Here is an 18,383-nt window from a genome sequence, read left to right as displayed (position 1 = left end):
AGTTGTTAGTCTATTCTGCAATGTAAAACGCAATTCCGCAATGCGGAACAAGCAAAACCAAGGAGAACTCTCGATGGCCGCATCCAACAGCCGCGCACCCTTTGCCTGGGAAGATCCCTTCCTGCTGGCCGATCAGCTGACCGAAGAAGAACGTCTGGTCCAGCAGACCGCAGAAGCCTATTGCCAGGATCGCCTGATGCCGCGCGTGCTGACGGCCAATCGTGAAGAACGCTTCGATCGCGAAATCATGAGCGAGATGGGCGAACTGGGCCTGCTGGGCTGCACCATCGACGGTTATGGCTGTGCCGGTCTCAGCCACGTGGCTTACGGCCTGGTAGCCCGCGAAGTGGAGCGTGTCGATTCCGGTTACCGCTCGGCCATGAGCGTGCAGTCCAGCCTAGTGATGCACCCGATCTGGGCCTATGGCTCGGAAGCACAGAAAGACAAATACCTGCCCAAGCTGGCCACTGGTGAATGGGTGGGCTGTTTCGGCCTGACCGAGCCGGATGCCGGCTCCGACCCGGCCGGCATGAAAACCCGCGCCCGCAAGGTAGACGGCGGCTATGTGCTGTCCGGCAGCAAGATGTGGATCACCAACAGCCCGGTGGCCGATGTATTCGTGGTATGGGCCAAGGATGATGAAGGCGAGATCCGTGGGTTCGTGCTGGAAAAAGGCATGAAGGGCCTGTCGGCACCGAAGATTCACGGCAAGTTCAGCCTGCGCGCCTCCATCACCGGCGAAATCGTCATGGACGAAGTACTGGTGCCGGAAGATGCCATCCTGCCGGGTGTGAAGGGTCTGAAAGGCCCGTTCGGCTGCCTGAACAAGGCCCGCTTCGGTATCGCCTGGGGCGCCATGGGGGCTGCCGAATTCTGCTGGCATGCTGCCCGCCAATACACGCTGGATCGCAAGCAGTTTGGTCGCCCGCTGGCTGCCACCCAGCTGATCCAGCTGAAACTAGCCAATATGCAGACTGAAATCGCCCTGGGCCTGCAGGCAGCCATCCGTGTCGGCCGTCTGCTGGACGAAGGCAAGGCAGCGCCGGAAATGATTTCGCTGATCAAGCGCAACAATTGCGGCAAGTCGCTGGACATCGCCCGTATCGCTCGCGATATGCACGGTGGCAACGGCATTGCCGACGAATTCCACGTCATCCGCCATGTGATGAACCTGGAAGCCGTCAACACTTATGAGGGCACGCATGATGTGCATGCCCTGATTCTGGGCCGAGCCCAGACCGGTATTCAGGCATTTGCCTGATAGCACAGCGGGGGCATGGCTCCACCTGCCCCTGTTGTTGGTTCCTGTCTGTCCTTGTGAGGCCCGGTGAGTACCGGGCCCTTTTTTTGGTGCACAGCGTAATGCGGCTGCCGTGGCGGCAGCATCACTCTGTCCATCCGGTTGCTGTTGCAGCGGCCATCAAACCAATCAGGAGAACACCATGGCGGGCGCACTCGCAGGCATCAAGGTTCTGGATCTATCCCGTGTACTGGCCGGCCCCTGGGCGGGCCAGTTGCTGGCCGACCTGGGTGCCGAAGTGCTCAAGGTCGAGCGGCCCGGTGCCGGCGACGATACCCGGCAGTGGGCACCGCCCAGCCTGCCGGATGGCACGGCGGCCTATTTTTTGTGCGCCAACCGTGGCAAACGCTCGGTGACGGTGGACATCACCAAGCCGGAAGGGCAGGAGATTGTGCGGGCACTGGCGCGTGATGCCGACGTGGTGATTGAAAACTACAAGGTGGGCGGCCTGAAAAAATACGGGCTGGATTACGACAGCCTCAGCCAGCTCAATCCGCGGCTGGTGTATTGCTCCATTACCGGCTTTGGTCAGGATGGCCCCTATGCCGAACTGCCCGGCTACGACTACATCGTGCAGGGCATGTCCGGCCTGATGAGCATTACCGGCCCGGCCAACGGCGAACCACACAAGGTGGGCGTGGCGGTCACCGACCTGTTTACCGGCATCTACGCCAGCAATGCCATTCTGGCGGCCATCATCGCGCGTCAGAGCAGCGGCAAGGGGCAGTACATCGACATGGCGCTGTTCGATTGCGCGCTGGCGTCTTTGGCTAACATCAATATGAACTGGCTGATCGGCCAGCAAGTGCCGCCACGGCTGGGCAATGCCCATGCCAATATCGTGCCCTATCAGGTGTTTGCCTGTGCTGATGGGCATTTCATTCTGGCCTGCGGTAACGACAAGCAATTCCGTGCGGTGTGCCAGGTGATTGGCCTGCCGGCACTGGCCGACGACGAGCGCTTTGCCAGCAATCCGCAGCGGGTCAAATACCGCGACAGCGTGGTACCCGTGCTGGCCGAAGCCTTCATGGGCAATACCCGCGAGCAATGGTTGAAACGGCTAGATGAAGCCGGTGTACCCTGCGGTCCGATCAATACCGTGGATGAAGCCTTCCGCGATCCGCAGATTCAACACCGCGGCATGGAAATACACTTGCAGGACAGCGTAGGGCAAAATGTGCCCTTGGTAGGGTGTCCGATCAAACTTTCCGGCACGCCAGTCGAGTACAATCAGGCCCCTCCCAAACTGGGTGAACATACCGACGACGTACTGCGCGCGCTGGGCTACGACGCTGCCAGGATTGCCACACTGCGTGAGCAAGGCACCGTTTAAACGCTTGTTTGATTTTGACGAGCAAGGCCGCTTCATTGCATGATGACTGCCAGCCAATAAGGACAGCCCACCGGGCGCAAAGGAGATGTGGTGCAACGCGATTATATGGAATACGACGTAGTAATCGTCGGCGGCGGCCCTGCCGGGCTGTCTGCCGCGATTCGCCTGAAGCAAGTGGCCGAGGCCAAGGGCCAGGAAATCAGTGTCTGTCTGCTGGAAAAGGGCTCGGAAATCGGCGCTCATATCCTGTCGGGTGCCGTGATTGAAACCGGCGCACTGGCTGAGCTGATACCGGACTGGAAAGAAAAGGGCGCGCCGCTCAATACCCCGGCGCTGTCTGACCGTTTCCTCTACCTGACGGAAACCGAATCCATCCAGCTGCCCACCCCGCCGCAGATGCACAATCACGGCAACTACATTGTCAGCCTGGGCAATTTCTGCCGCTGGCTGGGCGAGCAGGCCGAAGCGCTGGGCGTGGAAATCTACCCTGGCTTTGCCGCTGCCGAAGTGCTGTATCACGCCGACGGCTCGGTCAAGGGCGTGGCCACCGGTGCCATGGGGACCGGCAAACTGGGCGATGAACCGGGCGAGCCGGGCATGGAGCTGTGGGCAAAACAAACCATTTTTGCCGAAGGCTGTCGTGGCTCGCTCACCAAGATGCTGTTCGAACGCTTTGGCCTGCGTGATGGTGCCGACCCGCAAACCTACGGCATCGGCATCAAGGAACTGTGGGAAGTCAAACCGGAAAACCACAAGCCGGGCACCATTACCCATACCGTGGGCTGGCCGGTGGACACCGCCACCTATGGCGGCTCCTTCATGTACCACCTGGAAGACAATCAGGTGGTGGTGGGCTATGTGGTGGGTCTGGATTACACCAACCCCTATCTGTCGCCGTTCGAAGAGTTCCAGCGCTTCAAGACCCACCCGGCCATCAAGGGCGTGTTCGAAGGCGGCCGTCGCCTGAGCTATGGCGCGCGTGCCTTGTCCGAAGGCGGCATCCAGAGTCTGCCCAAACTCACCTTCCCCGGTGGTTTGCTGGTGGGAGACACTGCCGGCTTCCTCAATGTGCCGAAGATCAAGGGTACCCATACCGCGATGAAGTCGGCCATGCTGGCCGCCGATGCCGTATTCGAGCTGCTGCAGGCCAACCCGGAAGTACAGGGACAGCAAGCCGTTGGCTATTCCGCCAGCTTCAAGCAAAGCTGGCTGCACGAAGAACTGCACCAGGTGCGCAATATCCGCCCGTCCTTCCGCTGGGGCCTGTGGCCGGCGATGATCTACTCGGCCATCGACACCTTCCTGTTCCGTGGCAAGGCACCGTGGACACTGCGTCACAAGCATGCCGATCACGAAGCCCTGCGCCCTGCCAGCGAATGCAGCCGTATCGATTATCCCAAGCCGGATGGTGTGCTGACCTTCGACCGCCTGTCCTCGGTGTTCATCTCCAACACCAATCACAGCGAAGACCAGCCGCCGCACTTGAAGCTGAAAGACGCCGCCGTGCCGATCAGTTTCAATCTGGCCAAGTACGATGCCCCGGAGCAGCGCTATTGCCCGGCCGGCGTGTATGAAATTGTCGGTCAGGAAGAAGGCAGCCCGCGTCTGCAGATCAATGCGCAGAACTGCGTGCACTGCAAAACCTGTGATATCAAGGACCCCAGTCAGAACATCAACTGGTGCACACCGGAAGGTGGCGGTGGCCCCAACTATCCCAATATGTAAGCGGCCCTTGTCGCTGCTTGTTGCAAAAGCCCGGCATAACGCCGGGCTTTTTTGTGCAATGCAATGTTTTTTACCTGTCTTCCTTGACAGGTAGCAGGCCTTGTTGGCAGGATGGTTGCCATGATTACTTTCTCCGCAGTCTTTAACGCCTATTTTTATTGGTACCGCAGCTCACGGCGGCTCCAAGGGGCGTCTCTGGACTAGAGAACAGTACAAGAGAACGAACACACCCGATAAATGCCGCCGCGGTCACTCCGGCGGCATTTGTTTTTTCAGCAGACAAATCAGCTCCGGACCCACCCAGGCAAGCCCGACTGGAGATGCAGGTCATGAATGAAGTCAGTGATGCAAGGCAGATCGCCCGAGAAAGCGCCAGTCTGGCGCTGGACGGTGCCGCATGGTCCATAACCCTGTTGACCGATGGCGAGGCCCTGGCCAACGCTGTTGCACCGCAAGCGGACCACCTGTATCGCTACCTGCAGCAAGACCAGACAGCGGCCACACCGCTGCTGGAATCGCTGCTGCCGGACATTCGGGCCTTTGCCACGCTGCTGGCCTCCACGCGCCGGCAGCCCCAGGGTTCACCTGCACGCTTTACCGATGCGACGGACTGGCTGGCGGCACGTATCGCCGTGCTCGAACTCAGCCATGTTGCCGTTACCCTGCCCGAACTGACGCAGCTGGACGAGGCGAACCGCCGCCTCAAGCTGCTGTCGGAACAGTTGCAGCTTAAACTGCCATCGGCAGCTCCGGTGCTGCTGACCGCACCAGAGGCCACGCCCGGTGTATTGCGCGGCTGGAGCCGACAGCGGCAGAGCGGCATGGTGGGCACGGTGCATGGCATGCAATCCATGCTGATGGCCTCGCGCCTGGTGGCGCAGCAATGCCGTCAGCGGCTGCAACCTTTCTGGCACGGCCTGCAGGCTGCACGCCGCGGCTGAGATATCGATAAGCGGAAATACGATGCAACTACAAACGCGTGATGATGAGCGCAAACTGAATAATCTGACACTGGTGGTGTATATCCTTCAGGGCGTCAGCCTGTTTACCGGCGTCCCCATGCTGGTTGGCGTGATCATCAACTATCTCAAGCTGGATGATAGCCGTGGCAGCTGGTATGAAAGCCACTTCCGCTGGCAGATCAATACCTTCTGGATCGGCCTGCTCGGCACGGTACTGGGCTATGCACTGGTATGGATATTGGTGGGTTTTGCCATTCTGGGCCTGACCTGGCTGTGGTGCTTGTACCGCGTGCTGCGTGGTTTTCTGGCTTTTAATGACGGCAAGCCGCTGCCGCTATAAGGCCGGACAAAAAGACGGGCAACCGTTGCCGGCTGCCCCAAGAGGCCCTGAGCCGGTTGCCGGACCGTAATCCGGCCCAATGAAAAACCGTGTGCTGACACGGTTTTTGTGCTGCAGGGCCTACGTCGCTATCACTAAACTGACTAGGTTTGGCGGGTGTGCAAGGCGGATTGTCACCCCAGACGAAGCGCCACCATGCTAGCTGCCAGTGCTCTTGGCTGATAGCAAAATGACAACGGCACTTGTCATAGGTCAAATTCTGCCATGGCAGGACAAAACCTCGACAAAACAAGGCTGTGGCGTAATGGCTCCGCCTTTGGCACAATGCGCAACCTTCAGTCCGATGTGAAATCATGCAACAAGAAGATCTGCAACGGCTGGTCAGCACGACCATGCCTTTTGGCAAACACCAGGGCACCCTGCTGTGTGACCTGCCCGGCAACTATCTCAACTGGTTTGCCCGCGAGGGTTTTCCCAAGAGCGAGATTGGCCGTCTGCTGCAATTGATGCAGGAGATCGACCACAATGGACTGAGTTATTTACTGGACCCGTTAAGAAAGCGTTAAAAGCATGGCAATTCAATGGTTTCCCGGCCACATGAACAAGGCGCGCAAAGATGTCATGGAGCGCCTGAAAGACATCGATGTGGTCATCGAAATGCTGGATGCGCGCTTGCCGGCGTCCAGCGCCAATCCGATGCTGGCGCGCATGGCCAAAGGCAAGCCGCGCCTGATGATACTCAACAAGCAAGACCTGGCCGACCCCGCCATCACCACGCAGTGGCTGGACTGGTATCGCGCCAAAAAGCAGACCCAGGCCATTGGCCTGGATGCCGGCGAGCGTGCGCCATCGCAAAAGCTGGTGGCAGCCTGCCGCGAGCTGGCCCCCAATCGCGGCGGTCTGGACAAGCCGTTGCGCGTGCTGATCTGTGGTATCCCCAACGTGGGCAAGTCCACCCTGATCAACAGCATGAGCAGCCGCAAGATCGCCAAGACCGGCAATATGCCGGGGGTGACCAAGAACGAGCAGCGCATCATCCTGGACGATGATGTAGAGCTATACGATACGCCCGGCATGCTGTGGCCCAAGATCGAAGTGGAAGAGGGTGGCTATAATCTGGCCGCCAGCGGTGCCGTTGGCCGCAATGCCATGGACGAGGAAGAAGTCTCGCTGGAGCTGCTCAAATACCTGCTGCAACACTATGTCCCTGAACTGACCGCCCGTTACAAGCTGGATGATGTGGATGGCCTGCAGGACTGGCAGGTGCTGGAAATGATTGGCCGCAAGCGTGGTGCCATGCTGGGCGGTGGTCGCGTCAATATCCAGAAAGCAGCCGAAATCGTGCTTACCGATTTTCGCGATGGCAATACCGGCCGCATCACGCTGGAGCGCCCGCAGGAATGGGTAGTCTGGGAAAAGCGTGCCAAGGAACTGGCCGCACAGAAAGCGGCTGCCCGCGAAGCCATGATGAGCGAAAAAGAAAAGCGCAAGCACACTTCACGTGGCCCGCAGGATTGACAGCCGTTTGCTTGGCTAGCAGATAAAATACCGTTGCCGCCTGGACGCTAGTGCCATCATCAGGGCCGGTCGTTCAGGCCAGGGTGTCGACGATGCTGCTATCCGTACTGTCCTGCACTGCTGTATTGCTCAATGCCGGATCACTCTGCAGCAGGCTGCCCCAATTGCTGCTCAAGCCGGCCAGGGTGCCGCTGCTGGCGGCCGTTCCTCCCAGCAGCTGATCATCCACTGCGGCTGCCGCTGATGCCGGATCACTGGCCGCGCTGCCTTGCAAGCTGCCTGCCTGGGTAAAACTGTTCAACAAGCCTGCTGCGTCATACGTTGTCCCGTCATCGCTCGCTCCACCAAGCGTCACCACGACGCTGGCGTCTTCGGCAATGCTGGCAGCCGCATCCACGAGTGCCGCATTGCTGTTGGAGGACTGGATAACCGGTGATGGCAGCACGCCGCCATTCAACAAGGCGGCGCTGGCCAGGGATAGCTGGGTAGCCTGGGTGATGGAGTTGCTCATGGCGAAATCCGCTCATGCGTGTTGATCATTCACCTATAGTGCAAGCGCCATTTCTCTGGCAAAGAAAAGATGTTGCCAGATGTTGCCCGTCAGTCGTGCGGGCATGTAGCAGGCCATGATCAAGCACCAGGCTCGGGCTCTGTCATTGTGCCGGCAGCCTGCCTGCCGCTTGTTCGCCATATTCCGTGCACAGGGTGAGGTGGTGGCGTCTTGCTACGGGACTGATTGGACAGTAGAGATATTGCACTCTTCCCCCTACGCTGCTGGGCAATTCAGCCTGTCCTTCCGCCGAATGCGGCCTGCAGAGAGCCAAACTGACACATCGTCGTGCACACTTCACGCCAGGCTGAGCATCGGCACCCCCCTGCAGGAGATCAGTAATGAGCCGGACAAAGCACACCTATGCCACCTTGGCATTCCTTGTCATTGCCATTGGCGGTTTCATTGTCACCTGGTACTTCAACCTGCAGTACCTGATGCAGGGAGGAGGCCTGGGGCCCGCCGAATTCTTTGCTGCGGCGTTTGCCAATCCACTCACCAGCGCGATCACCATCGACATATATTTGTCGGCCATTGCATTTTCCGCCTGGGTCGTCAGTGATTCACGGCACGCCAGGATCAAGTGGCCATGGGCTTACATCCTGATCTGTTTTGCGCTGGGCCTGGTGGTGTCCCTACCCATCTATCTGGTCATGCGCGAGCGGGCCAGGCTCCGCCACCTCAGTAGCTGAACAGCCCTGATGTCCAGCACTGCTGGTCAGGCAAGCGAGTCGGTCACCGCCTGTCAGTCACCCATCAGTCGACTGGCTCTGGATGGCCACTGATTGTCGCCATGGCAGCAAAGTGGCTAATAGTCTGGGTTTCTCTTGTGCGGCGGCCACCGCTGTCTTGTGGCAAGCCACGGCCTTCTGATAAGGACTGCTCTCTATGCCAGTGTGCTGCCAAAGCGGACAGTAGCTGCCTGATGGCAGCCGCCCTACCTTGCACCTCTGTTCCGTCCGCATGGCAAGCCGGTTGTGTTGCCAGCGGCACGATTGGGCTAATCCTATCTGGCAGCTAGAGGTGGCAAGGCATGGCGACTGACAAACCGATTTCCCGGCAGCGGCAGATTATTGCGGCGGTCGTGGGCAATACGCTGGAGTGGTACGACTTCATCGTTTACGGCTTCATGACCGGCATTATTTCCAAGCTGTTTTTCCCGGCAGATGGCAACGAGTTCATCTCCCTGCTGATGGCGACCGCCACATTCGGAGTCGGTTTCTTCATGCGACCGGTGGGGGGAGTTCTGCTGGGCATCTATGCCGACCGCAAGGGGCGCAAAGCCGCCATGCAGTTGATCATGGCCATCATGGCCCTGGTGTCCTTGCTGATTGCCTGTGCACCACCTTATGCGGCCATTGGCGTGGCTGCCCCGCTGCTGATCGTGCTGGCGCGACTGCTGCAAGGCTTTGCCACCGGGGGGGAATATGCCAGTGCCACGGCTTTTCTGGTGGAGGCGGCCCCGGCGCATCAGCGTGGCCTGTATGGTTCCTGGCAACTGGTGGGGCAGATGCTGGCCATTCTGGGCGGTGCCGGCATGGGGGCGCTGATCACGCATAATCTGGATCAGGGGCAGCTGGAAAGCTGGGGCTGGCGAATACCGTTTCTGGTCGGTTTGCTGATTGCTCCGGTAGGTTGGTGGGTGCGCCGCCATATGGATGAAACCGAGGCCTTCCTCGAAGCCAGCCAGCCACAGGCGGCTGCGCCAGGACTGGGCGGCCAGCTGCAGCAGAACCGGCGCAATATCCTGCTGACCATCGGCCTGACCATTCCTGGCACTGCAGGGTTTTATGTGCTGCTGGTGAATATGCCGGGCTATGTGCATCGCCAGTTTGGTTTGCCGCTGGATCAGGCCTTTGCCATTCAGATGCTGGCCGTGGCCTGGATGACCATCCTGATTCCCTTGTCTGGTGCATGGTCCGACCGCATCGGTCGTCGCCCCCTGCTGTTCTGGCCCTATCTGGGCTTCCTTATCATGATTTATCCGGGATTTGCCTGGCTGGCAGCTGCACCCAGTATTGAACGCCTGCTGTGTGTGCAACTGCTGTTTTGCACCTTGATGGGGCTGGCATACGGTCCGGCTCCAACGGCGGTATCCGAACTGTTTCCGGTGCGGGTACGCTCTACCGGTGTTTCCATTGGCTACAATCTGGCCGTGATGATCTTTGGCGGTTTTGCTCCCTTCATTGTCACCTGGCTGGCCGGTAGTACCGGCTCACCGATTGCGCCGGTTTACTATCTCTTGCTCTCCACCGCTCTGGGCGTGACGGCCTGCTATTTCCTGCCGCGCGGTCGCCCTGCGGCAGTGACAAGGGAGCCGGCAGCGCTTGCCACCTCCGGGGAGTCGTCATGAATACCCCTGTGACCGCTCTCGATCCCATCGTGGCGCTGGATGCGCTTCCCCTGTCGCAGGCGATTCACCAGCGGCAGCTGTCTTGTGTCGAGGTGATGCGCAGCTATCTGCAGCACATCGACCGGGTCAACCACCAGGTCAATGCGCTGGTGTCGCTGCAGGATGAAGCTTTGTTGCTGCGGCAAGCTGCGCAATGTGATGCTGAATTAGCCCATGGCGAATCTCGTGGCTGGTTACATGGCATACCGCAGGCCATCAAGGATCTCTCCGCCACGCGTGACATCCCGACGACCATGGGCTCAAGCCTGTATCGCCAGCATCAGCCTGCCAGTGACGGCATCATGGTGGAGCGCATGCGCCGGGCGGGGGCCATCTTCATTGGCAAGAGCAATACCCCGGAATTCGGTGCTGGTTCGCATACCTATAACGCGGTATTCGGTGCCACCGCCAATGCCTATCAGCCAGAGCTGTGTGCCGGAGGCAGCTCGGGTGGTGCCGCTGTTGCGTTGGCCTTGCGCATGCTGCCAGTGGCCGATGGCAGTGACATGATGGGTTCGCTGCGTAATCCGGCGGCATTCAACAATGTATTCGGCTTTCGCCCCAGTTGGGGAACGGTGCCACTGGGGCCAGGCCCGGAGCTGTTCTTGCAGCAACTGGCGACCGAAGGGCCGATGGGGCGTACCGTGCCGGATATTTTGGCGCTGTTGCGTACCCAGGCCGGTGCAGATGCCCGGGCGCCACTTGCACATGGTGCCATTGCCGGGCTGGAGCAGTCGCTGCAGCGTGATGTCAGTGGCTGGCGACTGGGCTGGCTAGCTGACTGGAATGGCTATCTGCCGATGGAGCAGGGGGTGCTGCAGCAGTGTGAGCAGGCCTTGCCCGATTTTTCTGCTCTGGGCTGCCAGCTGGAGGCGTGCACGGTCAATTTCGATCCGTCCTTACTGTGGGAAAGCTGGGAAGTCCATCGCCACTGGCTGATGGCGGGCAGCTTGCAGGCCGATTATCAGGATGCCTCGCGTCGTCAGCAGCTCAAGCCTGAATTGCAGTGGGAGATCGAGGGTGGTCTGCAACTGACTGCGCTGGATGTCTACCGTGCATCGCGCATACGCAGCGACTGGTATCGTGCCGTGTTGCAGCTATTCGAGCGATTCGATTTTCTGTTATTGCCCAGCGCCCAGGTTTATCCCTTTGCCCTGGAACAGCACTGGCCGCGCATGGTGGGAGGCCGCGTCATGAGCAGCTATCACCGCTGGATGGAGGTGGTGATCGGGCCGACCATGGCCGGCTTGCCGGTGATGAATGTGCCCGTTGGCTTTGGCAGCAATGGTTTGCCGATGGGCTTGCAAATCATCGGACGGCCACGGGCAGATATCGAAGTATTGCAGCTGGCCCATGCTTACGATGGGCAGCGGCGTTGGGTGCAGAGCATCCTGCCTGAGTTGTTGCAGGCGGCTGCCCGCTAGTCCGGATGGGTGTAGGTCCATGAAAAAACCGCGAGGGGCCTGGCCGCTCGCGGTTTCTTTTGCCTGCCAGCAGCTGGCGGCTTACTTCAGTGCGTGAATGGCCGGCAGATTGCGCCAGGCACCGCGCACGTCCATGCCGTAACCGAATACATAACGGTCGGGTACGTCCAGACCAACAAAGTCACAAGCGATCGGTTTTGCCTTGGAGATCAGCTTGTTGGCAAACACGCCGCTGTAGAATTCCTTGGCGCCCATGCCCATCACCTTGTCGCGGATGGCTGCCATGGTATGACCTTCGTCCAGGATGTCATCCAGTACCAGTACCACGCGATCGCGTACATCTTCCTTGGGTGCCTGTTTCCACACCAGTTCGCCACCGTGGGTCTTGTCGCCATAGCGCGATACATGCACGTAGTCGAAATCCAGCGGGAAATTCAGGCGCGGCAGCAACTGGCCGGTAAATACCACGGCACCACCCATGACGGACAGGACCAGCGGATAGGTTTCACCCAGCTTTTCGGTGATCTCCACTGCCATGCGATCGACGGCAGCGCTCACCTCTTCTGCGGTGAACAGAATGTCCGAGCTATTGATCAGACCGCGAGCTTCGGCAATGTTGGGCATGTTGACTCCTTGAGAAAATACAAACGCCGCTCCGTCTACAGAGCGGCGTAATGGAAAATTGGCAGATCAGTTCTGCAGGTTTTGCAGATACTGTGAAAATTCCTTGGCCACTTCGTGGTGCTTCAAACCATAGCTGACGGTAGCTTTAAGATAGCCCAGTTTCGAGCCGCAATCGTAACGGGTTCCCTTGAACGGCAAGGCCAGTACCGCCTCTTCTTTCAGCAGGGCGGCAATGCCGTCGGTCAGCTGGATTTCACCACCCGCTCCAGGCGTAGTGTTGAGCAGCTTGTCGAAAATGCGCGGGGTGAGAATGTAACGCCCCACCACGGCCAGATTGGACGGCGCCACATCCGGGTGCGGCTTTTCCACAATGCTCAATACCTGCTGCTGGCCCTGGGCATTGCTGCCGGTTTCGACAATCCCGTAGGAGCCGGTTTCTTCACGGGCCACGGTTTCTACCCCCAGAATCGAGCTGTGCGTGGTATCGAACAGGCTGACCATCTGCTCCATCGCCCCCGGCTCGCCATCGATCAGGTCATCGGCCAGGATCACGGCAAAAGGCTCATCACCCACCACCGGGCGGGCACACAATACGGCGTGCCCCAGACCCAGTGCTTCGGTCTGGCGAATATAGATGCAGCTGACCGAGGGCGGAATGATGCCGCGCACGGTGTCCAGCAGCTTCTGCTTGTTCTTGTTTTCCAGCTCGGTTTCCAGCTCGTAGGCCTTGTCGAAGTGGTCTTCGATGGAGCGCTTGTTACGGCCGGTAATGAAAATCAGCTCGGTGATGCCGGCGGCAATGGCTTCTTCCACTGCATACTGGATCAGGGGTTTGTCCACTACTGGCAGCATTTCTTTCGGGCTAGCCTTGGTGGCGGGCAAAAATCGCGTACCGAGTCCGGCTACCGGAAATACCGCCTTGCTGATTTTTTTCATCGTCGTAGAAGTCTTCAATTGAAAATATTTCTGACTGGCGCGCATTCTATCCTGTCTTGCGCGCCGCACCAAACAACAACTCAATCCCGCGGCAATTGCCGCAGCGTTTTTGCCACGCTGGCGATCAGCGGTGGCCAATCACCAGGGTTGGCCTGCCGCCAGATATGCATGCTGGCATACCAGGGCGAAGTTTCTCCCTGGGCCATGAAGAAGGGGGCGCTTTCTGCCCGCATCAATACCCATACCGGTTTGCCCAGTGCACCCGCCAGATGGACGACCGAGGTATCCACGCTGATCACCAGATCAAGCTGGCTGATGATGGCTGCGGTATCGGCAAAGTCCCCAATCTCTGGGGCAAATACCTTGTCTTGCAATGTGGCAGGCAGCTCGCCCAGTTGTAGCGAGACAAAGTCCGCGTCCATGTCCTCCAGTAGCGGCATAAACTCCGTCAGCGGCACTGACTTGTTCTGCCGGCCGTGGTCGGCAATGCCTACGCCCCAGCTGCCGGTTTCCCAGACAATGCCGATGCGCAGCCGGCCCCTCTGGCGTGCTGGCAGCCGGGCATCCCAGGCGCTTGCCAGTGCCGGATCGGCTTGCAAATAGGGCTGATCAGACAGGGTAGCCAGCGTGACATCCAGCCGCAGCGGCAAGGACATCAGCGGTAATTGCCAGTCATGGGGCGGAGGCGTGTCCTCCAGTGGTACCAGTTCGATATTGGGTAATTGGGCAAACAGTCGCAGGCAGGCATGCTGGCAGGCGAGGATCAGCCGGGCCTCGGGATGGCGGCGCTGCAACTCGGGCAGGAAACGTACCATCTGCAGGGTGTCGCCCAGGCCTTGTTCGGCCCAGATCAACAGGCGTTGCTGGCCCAGATCCTGGCCTTGCCAGGGCCGCTCGCGGTAGCGCGGCTGCATGATGGTGCCCCAGCGTTGTTCGTATAGTGGCCAGGCTTCACGATACCGGCCCTGCAGCAGCAGGGCCACCGACAGGTTGAAGCCGAGGAAGGCATCGTCGGCCTGCAAGGCCATGCCCTGCTGGTAAGCGTTGACCGCCTCGTCCAGTCGTAGTGCGCAGGTCAGTGCATTGCCCAGATTGTTCAGTCGGCCGGCACTGGCGCCGGCTAGTTGCAAGGCATTCTGATGGCAGATCACGGCGTCGTCATAACGCAGGGCATATTGCAGTACCACGCCCAGATTGCTCCAGGCATCGACATGCTCAGGTTCCGCCTGTAGTACTTCGAGCAGCAGGTTTTCCGCCAGAGCCAGCTCGCCCAGCTCCTTGAGCAGTACGGCCAGATTGCATTTGATATTGCTGGACGATGGGTTGAGGGCGGCGGCAGCCAGATAGTCTTCCAGCGCCAGTGGATAGTGCTTCAGCCGCATCTGTGCCGTGCCGCGGTTGAACAGGGCCTGCCAGTCCTGGGCGTTGCGGCGCAGACATTCGCTGAAGGCGGCGATGGCCTGTTCATGCTGATTGGCTGCCGCCAGACGGTTGCCGCGCTCGAATGCCGTTTCGCTCATCATCGTTCCTTATTCGCCCGCAGTCTGCTGCAGCATGGCTTGCAGGGCGGCTTCATCCAGTACGGCCACGCCCAGTTCCTGAGCCTTGGCCAGCTTGCTGCCGGCATCGGCACCGGCCACCACAAAATGGGTTTTCTTCGACACGCTGCCAGCCACCTTGCCACCTGCTGCCTCGATCAGTGCCTTGGCCTGATCCCGTGACAGTGTAGGCAGGGTACCGGTCAGGACAAAGGTTTTGCCATCAAACAGCGGGTGGGCTGTCACGGTGTCTTGCGGCAGGCTGTTGAGAATTTCCGTGCGCAAGTCAGCCAGTTGTTGCAGGGCGCTACGATTGGCCGCCTCGTCCAGCCAGTCGGCCAGCTCATTGATGACCTCGGCCGGCAACTGCAGCAGCAATAGCTGGCGGCGCTCCATGCGCGCCAGTTGTTCCAGTCCGCTGATTTGTGCCGCCAGTTGCTGGCTGCGCACCTCGGTCAGCCGTGGAATCGTCAGCCGCGCCAGCAGGACGGCAGCGTCCAGTCGCTCGCCCAGCTTGGGTGAGGGGGGATGCTCGTCGGCCGGAACGACATAGTGCAATAGCGCGTCCAGTGCTGCTTCGTTGTTCTCTTCGGCAAAGAAATCTGCCAGCGACTGGGCTACCACGCCACCAATATCCGGCAGGGCAGCGAACAAGGCTGCCGGTGCGCGGCGGATCAGCGCCAGCGAGCCCAGCCAGTCGGCCAGGGTCTTGGCGGTGGATTCGCCAACATGGCGGATGCCCAGCGCAAACAGCAGGCGTGCCAATGGCGGCTGATGGCTGTCGGCGATGGCTTGCAACAGATTTTCCGCCCATTTGCTGGCGACCTTGCCGGCCTTGACGGTTTCCGGCGTCACGCCTTCGTCTTCGTCGGCACGGCGCTTCATTTCCAGCAGGTCGTTCAGCTTCAACTGGTACAGATCGGCCACGCCATGGACATAGCCATATTCCACCAGCTTGTCGATATAACGCTCACCCAGGCCGTCGATGTCCATCATGCGGCGGCCGGCAAAGTGCTGAATGGCCTGGCTGCGTTGTGCCTTGCAGCTGAGTCCGCCGGAGCAGCGGGCAATGGCTTCACCTTCCTCGCGTACCACATGGCTGCCACATACCGGGCAGTGGCTGGGCAGGCGATAGGCTGGATATTGTGCTTCCTCGCCCTGGCTGAACAAATCACCGCCAGCTGCCGGGCGCATTGGGCGACGTTCCAGCACCACGGAGACCACTTCCGGAATCACGTCGCCGGCGCGGCGCACGATTACCGTATCGCCCACGCGCACATCCTTGCGCAGCACCTCGTCTTCATTATGCAAGGTGGCATTGGTGACCGTCACACCGCCGACGAATACCGGCTGCAAGCGGGCTACCGGGGTAATGGCACCGGTGCGGCCTACTTGTTCTTCGATGGCTTCCACCAGTGTCAGCGCTTCTTCAGCGGGGAATTTGTGGGCGATGGCCCAGCGCGGTGCGCGCGAGACGAAGCCCAGTTCTTCTTGCTGGGCGCGGCTGTTCACCTTGTACACCACGCCGTCAATCTCAAAGGGCAGGGCAGCGCGACGCTGCAGCACACTTTCGTAATAGGCGGCCAGGCCATCCGCGCCACTGACGACAGGGCGCAGGCTGGCTTCGACGACCGGAAAACCCAGCTGTTGCAACCAGTCCATTTCGCCGGCATGGCTGAGCGGCCAGTCGGCACCCTCTACCTGGGCGATGGCGTAGGCGTAGAAGGACAGCCGCCGTTGTGCGGTAATGCGCGAATCCAGCTGGCGCAGACTACCGGCGGCGGCATTGCGCGGGTTGGCAAACGGCTTGTCGCCGCGTTGCAGCTGTTCGGCATTCAGGCGCTCGAAGTCGCGCTTGAGCATCAGTACTTCGCCACGCACTTCCAGCAGCGCGGGCGGCTGTGCCAGTTCCAGCTTGAGCGGAATGGCATGGATGGTGCGGATATTTTCGGTGACATTTTCACCGCTAATGCCATCGCCGCGCGTGGCCGCCTGTACCAGCACGCCGGCACGGTAAAGCAGGCTGATGGCCAGGCCATCAAACTTGGGTTCGGTGGCATAGCGGATGGGTGTTTCGGCCAGTTCGCGCCGGATGCGCTCGTCAAATTGCACCAGTTCGGCGTGGCGCTGGGCAAAATCGTCCTGCTGCATGTCGGAAAAGGCATTGCCCAGCGACAGCATGGGCACGCTGTGGGTGATCTGACTGAATTCCGGTAGCGGCATGCCGCCCACGCGCAGGGTGGGGGAGTCGGCGGTTTTCAGTTCTGGATGGGCATTTTCCAGCGCTTGCAGTTCGCGGAACAGCCGGTCGTACTCGGCATCCGGCACGCTGGGAGCATCCAGCACATAGTATTCATGGCCATAGCGGGTCAGCTGCTGGCGCAGGGCATGGGCGCGGGCGGCGAGGTCGTTGGTGGTCATCGGATAGTCTCAAAACGGAAAAAGGCCGGCATGTGCCGGCCTGCGCGCTGTGGATTCAGGCGAACAGCCTGAGTGCGGCGACACTGCCTGGCGCAATGCCGCGGTCGTCCATGCTGCTGTAAATATGTACCAGCTGGTCGCGGATGCGCGACAGCCCGACGTCGGACAAGACGCGGCGGTTGTCATCCACCAGTTGCGCGTCGAATTCGGCGGCCAGCTGCTTGGCAAACAGTACGGCACGGTCGAATACTTCCACACCACCGGCGACACGCGGTACATCAAACAGCAGCGTCAGCGCCGGGAAGGACTTGTCCAGCAGGGTATGGAAGGTAAACGGCATCTGGTCTGCAGCCATCAGCGAATACAGGGTGTTGCCGGAGTCAGCCAGATAATGGAAGGCACCGTCCGGTTCCAGTTGCAGGCCGCCGGCCTCGACAAAGCTGCGCAGGCGGCTGCCTTCCACGGCCTCACGCGGGACGACATTGATGCCGATCAGCACGTCGACATCGGCGCAAAAACGATCCAGTTCGCGTGCCGCCACCAGTTTTTGCTGGCGTTGCGGAAAGCTGACTGCGGCATCGTGCTCTTCGGCGAAGCGCGACACCTGCTGGCAGAATCCAGCCAGTTCCGGTTCAGTAACCGAGCCGCTGCGATCCACCATCTGCATGCCGATGTTGATTTGCTTGTAGCGGGTGCCAGGCACGGCTTCGGCCGGTTTCCACAAGCCTTTTTCGGTACGGCCAATGATGTGGGTGCGCTTGCCGACGTTGAAACGCGGCATGGCGGCCAGCTCGTGCGGCTCGTGGAAGACGACTTCGGCGATGAAATCGAGCGAGGGGTCGAGCAGGGCGGCCACCAGCGCCTGATGATCGGCCGATTCAAACTGGCCGGACTCTTCGTCTTCGCGCTGCGGCATCGGCTCGGGTATTGGTGCCGGGCGTTCTACCGTCGGCGGCAGGGTAAGGGTGGTGTCTTCCGGGATTTCAGGTTCGAACGGTTCGTCGTCGTAACCGGCCGGCAAGTGCGCGCTGTCGACCAGCACCGGCTCCATGCGGTCGGCCCGCACGCCATCCCGGACATTGTTTTTGGGGACGTTCAGCAGGACGTCGTCATGAGGGCGCGCAAAAGCCTGGCTGGTTTTCTTGCGAAAGCGCCACTCCTGAAAAACATTGAATCCGAACACCAGGGCGATGACTGCAACGCCCAATATCAGTACACCAATCTGCAATTCGCTCATTAGGCCGTCCGCGTTAAGGCGAATAATTTGCCAATAGTATAACGAAAGCGGGCTGTTGCAGGCTATGGCCGGCACAAACTAGC

16 protein-coding genes are annotated in these 18,383 nt (G+C 60.1%); 10 read left to right on the top strand and 6 right to left on the bottom strand.

Translation table 11 applies throughout. The features are described 5' to 3' along the window. The first annotated feature begins 73 nt into the window (after window positions 1–73). From EAY64_RS00280 to ylqF, 7 genes are all read left to right on the top strand, one after another. The gene (locus tag EAY64_RS00280; RefSeq protein ID WP_103522807.1) at window positions 74–1,261 is read left to right on the top strand and encodes an acyl-CoA dehydrogenase; all 1,188 of its coding nucleotides are present in this window, start codon (window positions 74–76) and stop codon (window positions 1,259–1,261) included. Between the two features lie 181 nt (window positions 1,262–1,442). Continuing rightward, a complete protein-coding gene (locus EAY64_RS00275; RefSeq protein ID WP_103522806.1) occupies window positions 1,443–2,633 on the top strand; it encodes a CaiB/BaiF CoA transferase family protein in 1,191 nt (396 codons plus the stop codon). 105 nt (window positions 2,634–2,738) lie between these two features. Beyond that, window positions 2,739–4,358 carry an electron transfer flavoprotein-ubiquinone oxidoreductase gene (locus EAY64_RS00270; RefSeq protein WP_103522805.1) on the top strand — a complete coding sequence of 540 codons (1,620 nt, stop codon included), beginning with the start codon at window positions 2,739–2,741 and terminating at the stop codon, window positions 4,356–4,358. 329 nt (window positions 4,359–4,687) lie between these two features. Continuing rightward, entirely contained in the window at window positions 4,688–5,299 is a 612-nt protein-coding gene (locus EAY64_RS00265; protein WP_147456157.1) for a hypothetical protein, read from the top strand. Between the two features lie 22 nt (window positions 5,300–5,321). Then, entirely contained in the window at window positions 5,322–5,660 is a 339-nt protein-coding gene (locus EAY64_RS00260) for a DUF4870 family protein (protein WP_103522803.1), read from the top strand. A gap of 353 nt (window positions 5,661–6,013) precedes the next feature. Continuing rightward, window positions 6,014–6,226, top strand: coding sequence for a DUF3820 family protein (locus EAY64_RS00255; protein WP_059285267.1), 213 nt, complete (start codon window positions 6,014–6,016; stop codon window positions 6,224–6,226). A 4-nt stretch (window positions 6,227–6,230) separates the two neighbouring features. Then, window positions 6,231–7,178, top strand: a complete 948-nt coding sequence (gene ylqF, locus EAY64_RS00250; RefSeq protein WP_103522802.1) for a ribosome biogenesis GTPase YlqF — start codon at window positions 6,231–6,233, stop codon at window positions 7,176–7,178. Window positions 7,179–7,251: 73 nt separating this feature from the next. Here the strand turns inward: ylqF and EAY64_RS00245 are convergent, their stop codons facing one another. Further along, window positions 7,252–7,689: a hypothetical protein gene (locus EAY64_RS00245; protein ID WP_103522801.1), complete on the bottom strand. Its 438-nt coding sequence runs from the start codon at window positions 7,687–7,689 to the stop codon at window positions 7,252–7,254. A 380-nt stretch (window positions 7,690–8,069) separates the two neighbouring features. Here EAY64_RS00245 and EAY64_RS00240 point away from each other — a divergent pair, with 380 nt between their 5' ends. The 3 genes from EAY64_RS00240 (at window position 8,070) to EAY64_RS00230 (ending at window position 11,544) form a co-directional block, all read left to right on the top strand. Beyond that, the gene (locus EAY64_RS00240; protein WP_103522800.1) at window positions 8,070–8,420 is read left to right on the top strand and encodes a DUF2834 domain-containing protein; all 351 of its coding nucleotides are present in this window, start codon (window positions 8,070–8,072) and stop codon (window positions 8,418–8,420) included. A gap of 341 nt (window positions 8,421–8,761) precedes the next feature. Next, on the top strand, window positions 8,762–10,081 hold the full coding sequence (locus EAY64_RS00235) for an MFS transporter (protein WP_103522799.1): 1,320 nt from the start codon (window positions 8,762–8,764) through the stop codon (window positions 10,079–10,081). Beyond that, the gene (locus tag EAY64_RS00230; RefSeq protein WP_103522798.1) at window positions 10,078–11,544 is read left to right on the top strand and encodes an amidase; all 1,467 of its coding nucleotides are present in this window, start codon (window positions 10,078–10,080) and stop codon (window positions 11,542–11,544) included. Before EAY64_RS00235 ends, EAY64_RS00230 begins: the two co-directional genes overlap by 4 nt. Before the next feature lie 81 nt (window positions 11,545–11,625). On the opposite strand, the gene EAY64_RS00225 is transcribed toward EAY64_RS00230, so the two are convergent. The 5 genes from EAY64_RS00225 to EAY64_RS00205 form a co-directional block, all read right to left on the bottom strand. After that, window positions 11,626–12,168 (bottom strand): hypoxanthine-guanine phosphoribosyltransferase, encoded by a 543-nt coding sequence (locus EAY64_RS00225; protein WP_103522797.1) that lies wholly within the window; start codon window positions 12,166–12,168, stop codon window positions 11,626–11,628. A 66-nt stretch (window positions 12,169–12,234) separates the two neighbouring features. Then, window positions 12,235–13,104: a UTP--glucose-1-phosphate uridylyltransferase GalU gene (galU, locus tag EAY64_RS00220; RefSeq protein WP_103522796.1), complete on the bottom strand. Its 870-nt coding sequence runs from the start codon at window positions 13,102–13,104 to the stop codon at window positions 12,235–12,237. 80 nt (window positions 13,105–13,184) lie between these two features. Continuing rightward, a complete protein-coding gene (locus tag EAY64_RS00215) occupies window positions 13,185–14,624 on the bottom strand; it encodes a tetratricopeptide repeat-containing glycosyltransferase family protein (protein WP_103522795.1) in 1,440 nt (479 codons plus the stop codon). A gap of 9 nt (window positions 14,625–14,633) precedes the next feature. After that, window positions 14,634–17,063, bottom strand: coding sequence for an NAD-dependent DNA ligase LigA (gene ligA / locus EAY64_RS00210; RefSeq protein WP_103522794.1), 2,430 nt, complete (start codon window positions 17,061–17,063; stop codon window positions 14,634–14,636). A gap of 55 nt (window positions 17,064–17,118) precedes the next feature. Continuing rightward, the gene (locus EAY64_RS00205; protein WP_103522793.1) at window positions 17,119–18,300 is read right to left on the bottom strand and encodes a cell division protein ZipA C-terminal FtsZ-binding domain-containing protein; all 1,182 of its coding nucleotides are present in this window, start codon (window positions 18,298–18,300) and stop codon (window positions 17,119–17,121) included. Between the last annotated feature and the right edge of the window lie 83 nt (window positions 18,301–18,383).

Source organism: Aquitalea palustris, from assembly GCF_003693445.1.
Lineage (GTDB): Bacteria > Pseudomonadota > Gammaproteobacteria > Burkholderiales > Chromobacteriaceae > Aquitalea > Aquitalea palustris.
Note: the sequence above shows the minus strand (reverse complement) of the source record. Positions and strands in the feature narration are given on the sequence as shown.

Bases quoted from the DNA above. Each gene is read 5' to 3' on its own strand.
- EAY64_RS00280 (WP_103522807.1), top strand. From the start codon at position 74: ATGGCCGCATCCAACAGCCGCGCACCCTTTGCCTGGGAAGATCCCTTC.
- EAY64_RS00275 (WP_103522806.1), top strand. From the start codon at position 1,443: ATGGCGGGCGCACTCGCAGGCATCAAGGTTCTGGATCTATCCCGTGTA.
- EAY64_RS00270 (WP_103522805.1), top strand. From the start codon at position 2,739: ATGGAATACGACGTAGTAATCGTCGGCGGCGGCCCTGCCGGGCTGTCT.
- EAY64_RS00265 (WP_147456157.1), top strand. From the start codon at position 4,688: ATGAATGAAGTCAGTGATGCAAGGCAGATCGCCCGAGAAAGCGCCAGT.
- EAY64_RS00260 (WP_103522803.1), top strand. From the start codon at position 5,322: ATGCAACTACAAACGCGTGATGATGAGCGCAAACTGAATAATCTGACA.
- EAY64_RS00255 (WP_059285267.1), top strand. From the start codon at position 6,014: ATGCAACAAGAAGATCTGCAACGGCTGGTCAGCACGACCATGCCTTTT.
- ylqF (WP_103522802.1), top strand. From the start codon at position 6,231: ATGGCAATTCAATGGTTTCCCGGCCACATGAACAAGGCGCGCAAAGAT.
- EAY64_RS00245 (WP_103522801.1), bottom strand. From the start codon at position 7,689: ATGAGCAACTCCATCACCCAGGCTACCCAGCTATCCCTGGCCAGCGCC.
- EAY64_RS00240 (WP_103522800.1), top strand. From the start codon at position 8,070: ATGAGCCGGACAAAGCACACCTATGCCACCTTGGCATTCCTTGTCATT.
- EAY64_RS00235 (WP_103522799.1), top strand. From the start codon at position 8,762: ATGGCGACTGACAAACCGATTTCCCGGCAGCGGCAGATTATTGCGGCG.
- EAY64_RS00230 (WP_103522798.1), top strand. From the start codon at position 10,078: ATGAATACCCCTGTGACCGCTCTCGATCCCATCGTGGCGCTGGATGCG.
- EAY64_RS00225 (WP_103522797.1), bottom strand. From the start codon at position 12,168: ATGCCCAACATTGCCGAAGCTCGCGGTCTGATCAATAGCTCGGACATT.
- galU (WP_103522796.1), bottom strand. From the start codon at position 13,104: ATGAAAAAAATCAGCAAGGCGGTATTTCCGGTAGCCGGACTCGGTACG.
- EAY64_RS00215 (WP_103522795.1), bottom strand. From the start codon at position 14,624: ATGAGCGAAACGGCATTCGAGCGCGGCAACCGTCTGGCGGCAGCCAAT.
- ligA (WP_103522794.1), bottom strand. From the start codon at position 17,063: ATGACCACCAACGACCTCGCCGCCCGCGCCCATGCCCTGCGCCAGCAG.
- EAY64_RS00205 (WP_103522793.1), bottom strand. From the start codon at position 18,300: ATGAGCGAATTGCAGATTGGTGTACTGATATTGGGCGTTGCAGTCATC.